We start from the raw sequence: 15415 nt of genomic DNA, 5'->3' as shown, positions 1-15415 counted from the left end.
GCGCCGACGGTGGCGTTGCACATTCCGTGGGACAGGGTGGATGACTACACGCATCTGGCGGGGTTCGCGAAGGAGCATGGGGTCGGGTTGGGGACGATCAACGCGAATGTGTTCCAGGACGACGACTACATGCTCGGGTCGGTGACGAATCCGGATCCGGCGGTGCGGCGTAAGGCCATCGACCACCTCCTTGAGTGTGTGGACATCGCGGCTCAGGTCGGTGTCCGCGACGTGAAGTTGTGGTTCTCGGATGGCACGAATTATCCGGGTCAGGACTCGATCCGGGTCCGGCAGGACCGGCTGGCGCAGGCGTTGCGGGAAACCTACGCGCGTCTCAATCCCGACCAGCGTCTGTTGTTGGAGTACAAGTTGTTTGAGCCGGCGTTCTACACTACGGACGTCCCGGATTGGGGTACCGCCTACGCGCACTGCCTACGGCTGGGTGAGAAGGCGCAGGTGGTGATCGATACCGGGCATCACGCGCCGGGTACGAATATCGAGTTCATCGTGGCGTTCCTGCTACGCGAGCAGAAGTTGGGGGCGTTCGATTTCAACTCGCGGTTCTACGCCGACGACGACCTGATGGTGGGGTCAGCGGATCCGTTCCAGTTGTTTCGGATCATGCATGAGATCGTGTCGGCGGACGCGCTCAAGTCGGGGGCGGGGATCGCGTTCATGCTTGATCAGTGTCACAACATCGAGCCGAAGATCCCGGCGCAGATCCGTTCGGTGATGAATGTGCAGGAGGCGACGGCGAAGGCGTTGCTGGTCGACCACGACGCCCTGGCCGAAGCTCAGCGGGCCGGTGACGTGTTGGGTGCGAACGCGGTCTTCATGGACGCCTACAACACCGACGTGCGTCCCCTGCTCGCGGATGTCAGGCGGGAGATGGGTTTGGACCCCGACCCGGTCGCGGCGTATCAGCGGTCGGGTTATGGGGACAAGATCGTCGCCGAGCGGGTCGGCGGCCAGCAAGCCGGATGGGGAGCCTGAAAAGTGTCCACCGTTGACGACTCGCCGGTTGAGGATCTGATCGGCCGCTCGAACCGGCTCGGCGCCGACCGCCGCAACACCAACTACGCCGGCGGTAACACCTCGGCCAAGGGCACCGGCATCGACCCGGTCACCGGGCAGCCGGTCGACCTGGTGTGGGTCAAAGGGTCGGGCGGCGACCTGGGCACGCTCACACCGGCCGGGTTGGCGGTGCTGCGGCTGGACCGGCTACGCGCCCTCGCGCAGGTGTATCCGGGGGTGGAGCGCGAGGACGAGATGGTGGCCGCGTTCGACTACTGCCTGCACGGGCGGGGCGGGGCCGCACCCTCGATCGACACCGCGATGCACGGCCTGGTCGACGCGGCACATGTGGACCATCTGCACCCCGACGCCGGTATCGCGTTCGCTACCGCGGCCGACGGTGAAGCCCTCACCAAACAGTGTTTCGGGGACCGGGTGGTGTGGCTGGGCTGGCGGCGTCCCGGCTTCCAACTCGGCCTGGACATCGCCGCCGCCAAGCAGGCTCATCCGCGGGCGATCGGGGTCATCCTGGGCGGGCACGGCATCACCGCCTGGGGCAACAGCAGCGCCGAGTGTGAGGCCAACTCGCGGGAGATCATCCGGACCGCGCAGGCGTTCATCGACGAACGCGGCCGCCCCGACCCGTTCGGCCCGATCATCGACGGCTACACCGCCCTACCGCAGCCGCAGCGGCACGCCCGGGCCGCCGCCCTCGCCCCGCTCCTGCGCGGGCTGGCGTCCACCGACCGGCGGCAGGTCGGCCACTACACCGACACCGCCCCGGTGCTGGACTTCCTGGCCCGCACGCAACACCCCCGGCTGGCCGCGCTCGGCACCTCCTGCCCCGACCACTTCCTACGCACCAAGGTCCGCCCGCTCCTGCTCGACCTACCCCCCACCGCACCCCTGGATGAGGTCAAGCAGCGCCTCAAAGACCTGCACGAACAGTACCGGGCCGACTACGCCGCCTACTACCAGCAGCACGCCACCCCCGACAGCCCGCCGATGCGGGGCGCCGACCCGGCGATCGTGCTCATCCCCGGCATCGGCATGTTCTCCTACGGCACCAACAAACAAACCGCCCGCGTGGCCGGCGAGTTCTACCTCAACGCCATCAACGTCATGGCCGGCGCCCAAGCCATCTCCACCTACCAGCCGATCAGCGAAGCCGAAAAGTTCCGGATCGAATACTGGGCCCTGGAAGAAGCCAAACTCCAGCGCATGCCCCAACCCAAACCCCTGACCACCCGCATCGCCCTGGTCACCGGCGCCGGCTCCGGCATCGGCCGAGCGATCGCGCACCGCCTCGCCGCCGAAGGCGCCTGCGTCGTCGTCGCCGACCGCAACCCCCACACCGCCGCCACCGTCGCCGCCGAAATCGGCGACACCGACACCGCCATACCCCTCACCGTCGACGTCACCGACACCACCGCCATCCAACACGCCATCCAAACCACCCTGCTCACCTACGGCGGACTCGACCTCGTCATCAACAACGCCGGCCTATCCATCTCCAAACCCCTCCTCGAAACCACCGACACCGACTGGGACACCCAACACTCCGTCATGGCCCGCGGCTCCTTCCTGATCTCCCGCGAAGCCGCACCCACCCTCATCGACCAACACATGGGCGGCGACATCATCTACATCACCAGCAAAAACTCGGTGTTCGCCGGACCCAACAACCTCGCCTACAGCGCCGCCAAAGCAGACCAAGCCCACCAAGTACGCCTCCTCGCCACCGAACTCGGCCCCCACGGCATCCGCGTCAACGGCATCAACCCCGACGGCGTCGTCCAAGGCTCCGGCATCTTCGCCGCCGGCTGGGGCGCCCAACGCGCCGCCACCTACAACATCCCCGAACACCAACTCGGCGCCTTCTACGCCCAACGCACCCTCCTCAAACGGGAAGTACTCCCCGAACACGTCGCCAACGCCGTCTACGCCCTCACCGCCGGCAACCTGACCCACACCACCGGACTCCACATACCCGTCGACGCCGGCGTCGCAGCCGCATTCCTGCGATGACCTGCCGCCGGCGGCGGCGAGCGTCCCAAACAGATCGGAGACCCAGCGGGCAACCACCGCGGCAAGGGAAGGAGTGGCCTCCGTGACCATACCGATTACGCGTCGCCCAGCACTGGACAACGAGGATCTGACCCTGCTGCGCCTGATCGCGGAGGGCCTGCCCATCGAGTCGGTCGCCCGCCGGGTCGACATGTCGGAACGGACCGTGCGACGCCGCACCCGAGCGATCTGCGACCGCCTCGGCGTACCCGCGCCCATCTCCGCGGTGGTGTGGGCGGTACGGCACGGGCTGCTCTGACGTGACCCGACCGACCACCATCGCCGGCGTCGACCTCGGTGCCTCCAGCGGCCGGGTCATGCTCGCCCGCGTAAGGCCGGACAGCGTGGATCTGGCCGAGATAGCCCGCTTCGACAACGTGCCCGTCCGGGTGTCGGGCAGCCTGCATTGGGACATCCTGCGGCTGTATCGGGGCGTCCTCGACGGGCTCCAGACGGCGGGCCGGGCAGCCGGGCGCCTCGACTCGATCGGTGTGGACTCGTGGGCCGTCGACTACGGCCTGCTCGACGTCGACGGCCGCCTGCTCGGCAACCCGGTCCACTACCGCGACGGGCGCACCGAAGGCGTCGCCGACAAGGTCTTCGCCGACCTGCCCGCCGCCGACCTGTACCGGGCCACGGGCATCCAGCACATGCCGTTCAACACCGTCTTCCAGCTCGTCGCCGCAGCCGGCACCCGCCAACTCGCCGCCGCCTCCACCCTGCTGCTCATCCCTGATCTGATCGGGTTCTGGCTGACCGGCACCGCCGGCGCGGAGGTCACTAACGCGTCGACCACCGCGCTGCTCGACGTGCACACCGGCGCCTGGGCCACCGACCTGATGCGGCGGCTGGGCATCCGTCCCGAGCTGTTTCCGCCCCTACGCCGGCCCGGGGATCCGACCGGCGAGCTGCGACCCGAGGTACGCGACATGACCGGACTGGCCGGACCCGTGCCGGTGACCGCGGTCGGGTCGCACGACACCGCCTCCGCGATCCTGGGCGTCCCGGCCCGGGACGAGCGGTTCGCCTATGTCTCCTGCGGCACCTGGTCGCTGGTCGGTGTCGAGCTCGACCGGCCGGTGCTCACCGACGCCAGCCGCGCGGCCAACTTCACCAACGAGACCGGCGTCGACGGCACCGTCCGCTACCTGCGCAACGTGATGGGGCTGTGGCTGCTGCAGGAGTCGATCCGTACCTGGCGTTCGGCCCGTCTGCCGGCCGAGCTCGACCCGCTGCTACGCGCCGCCGCCCGCGTACCCCGCCTCGCCCGCGTCGTCGACGTCGACGACCAGCGGTTCCTGCCGCCGGGCGACATCCCGGCCCGCATCGCCGAGGTCTGCCACGAGACCGGGCAGCCACCGCCCAGGGACCAAGCCGAGGTGGTGCGCTGCATCTTGGACAGCCTCGCGCTGGCGTACCGGCAGGCGGTGTCCGACGCGCAGCGGCTCTCCGGACGCACCATCGAGGTCGTACATCTGGTGGGAGGCGGTGCCCGGAACGCGTTGCTGTGCCAACTCACCGCCGACGCCTGTGGCCTGCCGGTGGAGGCGGGACCGGTCGAGGCCGGTGCGCTCGGCAACGTGCTGGTACAGGCACGCGCTCTCGGCACGATCGGCGGCGACCGCTGGCGAATGCGGTCGCTGCTGGCCGCCACCCAACCGACCACCCGCTACCTCCCGCGCCCCGATCGCCGCCGTTGGGACGCCGCCGCGGCCCGCCTGAGCGGCTGACCACGCCGACGGCCGACTCATGGCCGCTTTCGGCCACTTTCCTTGCCCCGCCCAGGACGGACACCTAATGTCTGGGCACCATCCCAGGTCGCGAGAAGAATCGAACTCCATTGTGGAGCGGCCTTGCTCACCATTCAAGCATCCACTTCGGATAGCCATATGCCCGTACAGCTCCAGGCCGTCGAAGGAGAATGTCAATGACCGCCGCAGTATCTCGACGGAGCCTGCTCAAGGCAGGCGCGGCGACGAGCGCCTCCGCTCTGGTCGGCGTCTCCGTCGGAACCACACCGTCGTACGCCGGATCGGCACGGATCGCACCCGAGTTCCAGGCACCCGGGCTGGATGCTCGGCCGATGGCCCGCATGTGGTTTCCGGACGCGGGGGCCGGCGCGGATGCGGAGGGTCTGGCGCTGGTCGCCAAACAGATCAAAGACCTCGCTCAGGGCGGGTTCGGCGGCGTGGAGATCTCGTACCTGTCCGACAACACCAACTACACCAACGCCGACGCCAAGACCATCGGGTGGGGCAGTGAGAACTGGCGGCGCGTGCTGAAGAAGGCCCTGTCGACGGCCAACTCCGTCAAGGACGGATTCAAGATCGACATCACGATCACGTCGCACTGGCCGCCCATCGTCAACTCGATCGACCCCAACGACGACGCCCAGCAGCAGGAGGTTTCGTACGCCTACCGCAAGATCACGACGGCGGACCTCACCGGGCCGTCCGCACTGCCGTTGCCGGCGCGGAAGGTGAAGGACTACGCGCGCGGCACGCTCGTCGCGGACTTCCTGTTCGTCGACAAGTTCGTCGCCGCCACCGTGGCCAGGGTGGCGAGCGTCGCCGCGGACGGCACCCCGGTATTCGCCATCGGGTCGCTCGTCGACGTCTCTGCGGCCACCAGCCGGCAGCAGGCCGGTGCCGGCTATGCCGCCGGAGTGCCCGACCGCGCGTACGCCGAAGCGAACGGGATCGACTACGCGGACATCGTGGCGAAGTTCGGCCCGGACCCCGTCGACGCCGACTTCACCGGCAAGATCGACGCGGACGGCAACCGGCGCCGCATGGCGGACTGGCAGTACCTGTACCAGACCGATCTGAGCCGCGTCACCGCCCTCGACAGCTACGGGCCAAGCGCGGGCGACTCGCTCGCCGTCGGCGACTACGTGCTGTTCGGTACCTACCGGCGCGGCACCGGCCAGGTCATGTCTGGCGGTGCGTCGGTGACGATCTACAACCGCTCGTACGCCACCGACTACTTCAACCGGGCGGGCGTGCAGCAGGTGTTCGACTTCTGGACCGCGCACATACTGGACCGGGAGCTCAGGTCGCTGCTGAAGACGAACGGCAAGCTCGGTTCAAGCATCTTCGAAGACTCCATCGAAATCCACAACGAGGGCCCACTGTGGACCCGTGACATGCTGGCCGAGTTCAAGTCGGTCAACGGATACGACCCCGTCCGGTACGCACCGGTGCTCGCCCTCGGTGCCGCGGCCCGGTTCGACGACAGTGCGCTGGCCGAACGGATCGTCGAGGACAAGAACCTGACCCTGGGGCACCTCTACGAGACCGCCCACGCCGAGCTGATCAGCGAATGGACGGCCACCTTCGGCTACAGCTACCGCGCGCAGGCGTACCGGCTGCCCGGACTGGACTTCGCCGGCGCGGCCGCCGCGGTGGACATCCCCGAGGGAGACAACTCGACCGCCGGCGACGGCCTGCGCAACATCGCCGCGGCCATCAACATGACCGGTGGGCGGCTGCTGTCGATGGAAACCACCACCTTCTCCGCCGACATCAACTCGACCTGGAAGTACGTCGCGAAGGAGGTCAACAAGGACCTCTCCCACGGCGTCAACCGCTCGATCTTCCACGGCTCCGCGTTCGCCCGCTCCTTCAACCGGTACCAGAGCGAATGGCCGGGCTGGAACTTCTCCAGCCCCGGCTTCTCCTCCTGGAACGCCCGCCAGATCTGGTGGGCGGACGTGCGCGCGTTCACCGGCTACGTTACCCGCAGCCAGGCCGTCATGCAGGCGGGCAAGGCCAAAGTGGACCTCGCGGTGCTGCTCGGGACCGACACCGGATACAGCGTCCAGACCGGGAACTCGCTGCAGGAACTGCTCAACCGCGGCTACTGCTACAACCTGCTCAGCGAGGCCCTGCTGTCCGGCAAGCAGGCCACCGTGCGCGACGGGGTCCTAGCTCCGGACGGCCCCGCCTACAAGGCGCTCGTCGTCCGTGGCGCGATCCGGATGTCCGCCCCGATCGCGAAGAAGCTCCTCGAATACGCAGACCGCGGCCTGCGCATCGTCCTGTTCAACTCCGCCATCGCCCGGGTGTACGGCACCAACAAGCCGGACAACAACGACACTCTCCTGATCTCGCGGCTCGCCGCGCTCACCGCCCACCGCAACGTCGCCACCGTGGCAACCGAGAGCGAACTGCTGGAACACCTGGAACGGTGGAAGGTCACCCCCGCAGGGCGGTACCACGTGCCGAACCTGGAGGCCACACGACGGGCCACAAAGGACACCGACTACTACTACCTCTACAACAACGGCACCACGCTGGCCGCCGCCGCGGCGCCCGGCGACACCGGGCTGCGACTGGTGAGCACCGCTGGACTCAGCACCGGCGACACCCTGACCGTCGACATCGGAGCCAAGGCCGAGCGGGTGACCATCGCGCAGATCCCCTCCCCGGCACCCGCCGCCCTGGCGCCGAACGTGACCCTGACCGCCCCGCTCGTCCAGGGCCACGCCGGCCCCGCCGCCGCGAGCGGTCCGTGGGGAGTGTCGAAGGGCGCCGTGGTTTCCTCGCTCACCGACCAACGCATCACACTGGCCGGCGACGGCGTGCCATATCTGCTGGACGCGTGGACCGGCGAGGTCGCCAGGATCGCGGAGTACGAAGCGACCGGCGGTGCCGTCACGCTCCGCCTCGACCTGGAGCCGCGTGACGCCGCGATCGTCGCGCTGGCGCGGGGCAGCTCGGCGAAGCAGGTCCATGCCGTCGACGTGAGCGCGGGCGGCGTGCGCTTGCTGGCCGGCGGCAGCCTGGTGCACCGCGCGACCGCGGCCGGTACGTACACGGTCCGCCTCTCGACCGGCACCCGGCGGACGGTGACGGTCCGCGCGGTGCCCGAGCCGCCGGCTCTGAGCGAGGGCTGGACGCTGCGGCTGGAAAGCTGGGGACCTGACCCGGCCACGAACGCCGTCGACCCGACCGTGTCGGCCAAGACCACGGTCACGTTCGCCGGCGTCCCGCTGGGCACCTGGGACCAGCTGCCGGCCACCGCGGCGCAGCTGGACACGCTCGGCGTGGCGAGCATGGCGAGCGTCTCCGGCATCGGTCGCTATACCCGTACGTTCACCCTCCCTCGCACCTGGGACCGGACCGCCGGCGCCCTGCTCCACCTCGAACACCGCGACGACATGGTCGTGCAGGTGCGCGTCAACGGGCGCGATGTCGGCGCCGTGGACCAGTTCACCGACATCGTCGACGTCAGCGGCTACCTGCGGGCCGGCCTCAACACCGTGCGGATCCAGCTCGACACGTCACTCAATAACCGCCGCGGCGTCACCGGTGGGGCTTCCGGGGCCCAGACGTACGGGCTCACCGCCGCCCGGCTCGTGCCGTTCGTACAGACGATCCTCGCCGGCTGACCCAGCGCGCTGGTGGCCGGGGCGTCCACGGCCCCGGCTACCAGTGTGTTAAGCACCGGTGGCTGGCCGATTCCGGTCATGTTTCTTGGCCCCCTTCGGCTGGCAGCCTAGGCTCAGCACACGGCCATTGAAACGTAATAATCCACCGATCCTCGGGAAGCCCAGCCACGCGCGCTGCGCGGCGGCGGCCGTGGGCCACACGTCACCACCTATCCGACCAAGGCCGGCTCCGCCGGTCTGTCTTGCCATGCCCACCGGCTCCACCCCCGAGCCGGCAGACCTCGCGACGTGGAGGAGACAGCAGATGAGAACCAGCAGAAGACCGAGACGCGTGCGGCACGGTGCGCTCGTCGCGGCCCTGGCCCTGGCCGTCGCGGCGGCGCCAGGGGCCGCCCAGGCCGGCGACCGGGAGCCGTCGGGCGGCAGCATCCTGGCCCAGTTCCGATCCCCGTCGGCGGCGGCCGAGCCGATGAGCCGCTCCTGGTGGCCGGACGCCGGCGCCGGTACCTCGAAGGCCGGCCTGGCCCTGACCGACCAGCACCTGCGGGCGATCGCTGCCGGCGGCTTCGGCGGGATGGAGATCGCGTACCTGTCCGACCAGGTCGCCGCGATCCCGCAGAGCGCCACGCTCCCGCCCGAGCAGCGCCTGGGCCAGCCCGGCATCGACCAGAACATGGCGCAGACCGCCGCCGGGCAGTGCTGCACCGACTTCAGCAACGCGCAGGCCAAGACCGTCGGCTTCGGCACCGAGGCCTGGCAGAAGACGCTCACCCAGATGTACCAGACCGCCGACTCCATCAAGGGCGGCTTCGTCATCGACCTGACGCTCAGCCAGCACTGGCCGGTCGCCTTCAACAACATCGACCCCAACGACCTGGGCCAGCATCAGAACGCGCGCACCGCGTACAGCGTCATCACCACCGACGACCTAGCCGCCAGCGGCAAGTCCGTGCCGCGGCCGGCGCAGCGGCTGTGGGACCTGGACAACGTGCCGTTCGTCTTCGTCGACCACTACACCGCCGCCACCATCGTCAAGGTCGCCTCCGTGGCGGCGAACGGCACGCCCACCTTCGCGTACGCGTCGCTGACCGACGTGTCGGGCAAGACGTCCCGGACCGGCGCCGGAACGCCGGCCGGCATCATGGACAAGGCGTGGGTCCAGGCGAACCCCGGCACCTTCACCGGCACTCTCACCGCCGGCTCGACGACCATCTCCGGCGTCAACAGCCTCAACGGCGCCCAGCGCCAGGCCGGCTCCATCCTGTCCGGTCCCGGCATCCCCGCCGGCACGCAGGTGGTCAGCGTCGGCACCGATTCCATCGTCATGAGCAACGCCGCCGCCGCCAACGCGAGCGGCGCCGGCGTCGAGGCCCGCTGGAACATCAACACCATCGACGCGGACTGGGGCCCCGAACCGCGCAACCCCCGCTTCACCGGCAAAGTGGACACCGAAGGCAACCGCCGCCGCATGGCCGACCGGCAGTACGACTACCGGACCACCATCGACCGCGCGAGCCTCGACGCGCTCGGCTGCAACGTGCCCGCTCCCGGCGCGGCGCTGGCCGCCGGCGACTGCGTGCTGTTCGGCACCTGGCACGGCGGCACCGGCCAGACCCGCTCCGGCGGCGTCAACACCGTGCAGTACAACCGCGAGTACGCGACCAGCATCTACGACTACGCGGGTACCGAGTCGACGATCGACTTCTGGGAGAACAACATCCTCGGCACCTGGAAGGACGGTGCCGTCGTCAAGCGGATGGGCAACACCAAGCTCGTCAACCTGATCCGCGACCACGCCAAGACCTACCCGCACGCCTCGCTGTTCGAGGACTCGCTGGAGTTCAGCAAGCCGACCGGCACCGGCAACTACTGGGCGCCAAAGGTGCTCAGTGAAATGTCCAGCCGCCTCGGCTACAACGCCAGCCGGTACGCGCCGCTGCTGGCCGGCGGGTCCACATTCGACACCAGCGTCGCCGGCGACCAGCTGGCGTCCAACCGGGTGACCGAGGACTGGACCGCCCAGCTGACCGACGACTTCGCCACCAACCACGTGGCCGCCTTGCAGAACTGGGCGAAGAAGACGCTCGGCTACAACTTCCGGGTCCAGGACATCGGCGGCACTGGCGTGCAGCACGCGCAGATCGCCACCGGCGTGCACGAGACGTCGGCCGACAGTGGCTCGGCCGAGAACGGCCGACACGTCGCCGGGGCCGCGTCGATGACCGGTAGCAACTGGGTGTCGGCGGAGTCGCTGACGTTCACCCGCGACTACACCAACCCGTGGGTGGACGTGGTCAAGGGCCTCAACCTCGTGTGGGCGTCCGGCGTCAACCGGCCGCAGTGGCACGGCACACCGTACAAGGTCACCTTCAACGGGGCGTTCAGCGCCTGGCCGGGCTGGGAGTTCCAGCACGGCAGCCCGACCGGCTGGGGCGCCTTCGACCCGCGGCAGGCGTACTGGTCCAACGTGGAGGGTCTTACCGACTACGTGGCCCGCACCCAGGCCGTGCTGCAGGGCGGCACCGGCAAGGCCGACTTGGCGGTGTTGCGAGGCTCCAACGAGATCTCCTCGCCCAGCCGCACCGCGTACTCGCTGCAGACACTGCTCGACGCCGGCTGGAACTACCACGTCATCGACGACCGGATGCTCGCGCTGCCGACTGCCACCGTCAAGAACGGCCGGCTCAACCCGAACGGCGCGGCGTACAAGGCGATCGTGGTCAACGGCGTGACCCAGCTCAACGTCCCGGCCGTCAAGAAGCTGACCTCGCTCGCAAAGTCCGGCCTGCCCGTCGTCCTCTACAACAGCGACATCGCGCGGGTCTACGGCACCAACCAACCGGGCAACAACGACACCGAGCTCGCCGCCGCCCTGGCCACGCTCAAGGCGACCGCGAACGTGCGCACCATCACCGGCGGCACCCAGGAGCAGCTCGACGGCACGCTCCGCACGGCCGGCCTGGCGCCCGATGCGAGCTACGCCGCGCCGGGGCTCATCACCCTCCAGCGCCGCGACAACAAGAACGACTACTACTACCTCTACAACAGCCGTACCGCGACCACCGTCGCGGCCGCGGCCGCCGCCGGCACGACCGGGCTGCGGCTCACCTCCACCGCCAGCGAGCGGGCCGGTGACCGGCTCGTGGTCGGCAGCGGCGCCACCCAGGAGGTCGTCACGATCGCCTCCGTCGCCTCGCCCGACCCCGGCGCGCCCAACCCGAACGTCACACTGACGGCACCACTGAAGTACGCGCACGCCGCCGGCGAGGCGGTCGCCAAGCGGATCGACGCGGCGGTCACACTGCGCGGCGGCGGCCAGCCGTACGTGCTCGACGCCCTCACCGGCGACGTCACGCCCGTCGCCCACTACACCGGCGGCAACGGCACCGTCACGGTGAACGTCACCCTCGACTCGCAGGAAGCGCTCATCGTGCGGACCGGCGGGGGCAGCTCCGCCGTCCACGCCACCGCGACCAGCGGCGGCACCGTCCACTATGGCGACAACGGCAAGGACATGTTCCTGCGCGCCAGCACGTCTGGCACGTACACGGTGAAGCTCTCCAACGGGCGCACGCGCACCGCGGGCGCTGACGTGCCGGCGGCTGTCGACCTCTCCGGAGGGTGGCGCCTGTCCCTCGAAAGCTGGGGGCCCAAGGCCGGCGCCAGCGACCCGACCGTACCGCTCAAGACCACCGTCACCTTCCCCGCCAACGCGCTCGGCGCCTGGAGCGCGCTGCCGGCCACCGCCGAGCAGCTCACCGCGCTGGACGTGACCGGGATGGGACAGGTGTCCGGGATCGGCCGCTACACCAACACGTTCCAGCTGCCTCGCGACTGGGACAAGCGGACCGACGGCGCCAACCTGGTGTTGGGCCACGGCAACGGCGACCAGATCACGGCGGTCACGGTCAACGGGCACCGGATCACCACGATCGACCAGATCACCAACGCCGTCGACATCGGACCGTACCTGCGCGCCGGCGCCAACACGATCCAGGTCCAGGTGGACAGCAACCTCGGCAACCGGGTCGGTCGCACCGCCCAGTCGTACGGGCTGACCAGCGTGGCGTTCCAGCCCTACACCGACGCGCCGCTTGGCGGCTCGTCCGGCAACCACTGACGTCGGTGGCCGTTCCCGGCGCACACCGGGAACGGCACCTTCGGGAAATCGCTGAGACAGGAAGGAACCCATGCACCTCAAGACACGTAGACGCACCGTCGGGGTGGCCGCGGCCGCCGCGATGGTGGCCGCGCTGGCGCTGCCGCCGTGGCAGAGCGCTCAGGCCGGCGTCGGCCGGGTCAGCGTCGGTGGCCTGACCACCGAGCATCTGGCCGACCCGCTGGGCATCGACACCGCTGAGCCACGGCTCAGCTGGATCACCGAGGCGAACTACAACGGCGCGAAGCAGCGCGCCTACGAGATCCGGGTGTCCACGAAGGACAACAACAGCGGCGACATGTGGTCCACCGGCAAGGTGAAGTCGGCCGACTCGTTCGACGTCGAGTACGCCGGCAAGCCGCTGCAGCCGCGTACCCGGTACTACTGGTCGGTGCGGGTCTGGACGGAGTCGTCGAGCGGCCCGTCGGCGTGGAGCGACCGAGCCTCGTTCGAGACCGCGTTCCTTGAGCCGAGCCAGTTCGGCGGTCGGTGGATCGGCCGCGAGTCCACAGCGGCGGCCACCGCCACGCCGGAGGTGCTGCTGCGCAAGGAGTTCACGCTCGCCAACAAGGAGATCACCTCCGCCCGGGCGTACGTGGCGGGCCTGGGCTACCACGAGCTCTACCTCAACGGCACCCGCGTCGGCGACCACGAGCTCGACCCCGGCTCCACCGTCTACGACAAGACGATCCTCTACGTCACCCACGACGTCACCAGCCTGCTGCGCCGCGGCAAGGCGAACGCGATCGGCGTCAGCCTCGGCCACGGCTACTACACCGGCTACCCGGTGCTGAAGCTGCAACTCGACGTCACGTACAAGAACGGCGCCACGGAGCGGATCGTCACCGACGGCACATGGTCCACAGAGGACGGCCCCACCACGGCCAACTCGGTGATGCGCGGTGAGACGTACGACGCCCGCCTGGAGCAGCCCGGCTGGAACGACACCGGGTTCGACGCCGCCGGCTGGGACGCCGCCCTCATCCGGACCGCGCCGGCCGGACAGCTCGAAGCCCAGGACATGGAACCGATCCGGGTCACCGGCACACTGCCCACGCCGGTGCTGCGCGAGCACGACAGCGGCGCGCAGATCTACGACTTCGAGACCACCCGGGCCGGCTGGGCGACCGTGCAGTTCCAGGGCCCGGCCGGAGCGACGGTCACGATGAAGTACGGCGAGAAGCTGCTGGCCGACGGCACCGTCAACAACAACAGCACCCTGCAGGCGTACACGTACGTCCTCAAGGGTGGGGGAGTGGAGACCTTCACCCCCAGCTACAGCTACAACGGCTACCGCTACCTGCAAGTCAACGCCCCGGAGGGCGTGACCGTGCGGTCGGTGGTGGGAAAGACGGTCAACAACGACGTCGCCTCCACCGGCGGGTTCACCAGCTCAAACGAGCTGTTCAACCGCTACCACAAGGCGATGCGGCAGTCGATCGTCAGCAACCTGCACTCGTTCCCCACCGACACACCGATGTACGAGAAGGCCGGCTGGACCGCGGACGGCCACCTGTTCGCCGACTCGACCCTGCTCAACTTCGACTCGGAGAGCTTCTGGGCCAAGTGGATGGGCGACCACGCGGACAGCCTCAACACCAGCGGCCAGCTGCCGGTCACCCTGCCCGGAACCCGCACCCCGACCGACGACCCGGTCTGGACCTCCAGCTACATCCTGGTCAACTACGAGCTGTACCAGAGCCGGGGCGAGACCCGGATCCTGTCCGAGCACTACGACGGCATGAAGCTGTGGGTGGACCACCTCGAGGACGTCATCGCCGCCACCGGCTACCTCTACACCGGCGGCACGTACGGCGACCACGAGCCGGCCGCCGGTGGGCCGGACAACCCGGACAACGCCGAGTTCCCGCGCACCGCCGACAACCGGGCGATCGGCACCGCGCACATCTACCTGACCGCGGTGCAGATGGCCGAAATCGCCCGGGTGCTCGGCAAGACCAGCGACGCGGCCGGCTTCGACGCCCTCGCGGGCACGATCAAGCAGGCGTACAACGCCGCGCTCTACAACCCGACCGAGAAGCTGTACTCGGCCAACCCGCCCGAGTACCGGCAGACCGACAACCTGGTGCCGCTGGCGTTCGGCCTCGCGCCGGAGGCGGACCGGGCGGCGATCTGCGCCAACCTCGCCGACGACGTGCACGTCGAGTGGCAGGACCACCTGGACACCGGTGCGGTCGGCACGAAGTACATCATGCCGATCCTGACCCAGTGCGGGCAGCAGGAGTTGGCGTTCAAGGTGGCCACCAACCCCACCTACCCGGGCTGGGGCTGGTGGTTCCAGACCCTGGACGGGCTGGACGTCGGACCGGAGACCCTCATCGTCGACACGATGTGGGAGGCGTGGTGCTGGTTCCCGTCGACCGACTGTGTCACCGACTCGTCCCGGTCGCACAACCACGCCTTCCGCGGCACGATCGACGACTGGCTGTACGAGTACGTGGCCGGTATCAGGTCGACCGCGCCCGGGTATCGGCAGATCCAGATCCAGCCGTACCCGGTCGGTGACCTGACCGACGCATCCGCGTACGTCACCAGCCCGCTCGGCACGGTGAGCTCCAGCTGGACCCGTACCGCCAAGGCGTTCACACTGAAGGTCGAGGTGCCGGTCGGTGCCACCGCTGAGGTGCTGGTGCCGGTGGGCGCCGGCCAGTCGGTGTCCGGCAGCGGCGGCGCGAAGCTGAAGAAGGTCAAGGACGGCTACGCCACCTTCACCGTCGGCTCCGGCGACTACACGTTCAAGGCCACGTCGAAGAAGTAACCCC

At 69.3% G+C, this 15415-nt stretch carries 7 protein-coding genes; all 7 read left to right on the top strand.

The features are described 5' to 3' along the window. Positions 1-993 (top strand): L-rhamnose isomerase (gene rhaI / locus RB614_RS31380; protein ID WP_308713881.1); only part of this gene is annotated, 993 nt, incomplete at its 5' end. A 3-nt stretch (positions 994-996) separates the two neighbouring features. Next, positions 997-3042, top strand: a complete 2046-nt coding sequence (locus RB614_RS31375; protein WP_308713880.1) for a bifunctional aldolase/short-chain dehydrogenase — start codon at positions 997-999, stop codon at positions 3040-3042. An 82-nt stretch (positions 3043-3124) separates the two neighbouring features. Then, positions 3125-3340, top strand: a complete 216-nt coding sequence (locus tag RB614_RS31370; RefSeq protein WP_308716298.1) for a helix-turn-helix domain-containing protein — start codon at positions 3125-3127, stop codon at positions 3338-3340. 1 nt (position 3341) lies between these two features. Further along, the gene (locus RB614_RS31365; protein WP_308716297.1) at positions 3342-4811 is read left to right on the top strand and encodes a rhamnulokinase; all 1470 of its coding nucleotides are present in this window, start codon (positions 3342-3344) and stop codon (positions 4809-4811) included. Between the two features lie 197 nt (positions 4812-5008). Continuing rightward, a complete protein-coding gene (locus tag RB614_RS31360) occupies positions 5009-8473 on the top strand; it encodes a glycosyl hydrolase (protein WP_308716296.1) in 3465 nt (1154 codons plus the stop codon). A 304-nt stretch (positions 8474-8777) separates the two neighbouring features. Further along, positions 8778-12593: a glycosyl hydrolase family 2 protein gene (locus RB614_RS31355; RefSeq protein ID WP_308716295.1), complete on the top strand. Its 3816-nt coding sequence runs from the start codon at positions 8778-8780 to the stop codon at positions 12591-12593. Between the two features lie 70 nt (positions 12594-12663). Then, entirely contained in the window at positions 12664-15411 is a 2748-nt protein-coding gene (locus tag RB614_RS31350) for a family 78 glycoside hydrolase catalytic domain (RefSeq protein WP_308716294.1), read from the top strand. The last annotated feature ends 4 nt before the right edge of the window (positions 15412-15415 follow it).

Source organism: Phytohabitans maris, from assembly GCF_031085175.1.
Lineage (GTDB): Bacteria > Actinomycetota > Actinomycetes > Mycobacteriales > Micromonosporaceae > Phytohabitans > Phytohabitans maris.
This window is presented reverse-complemented; position numbering and strand designations above follow the sequence as displayed.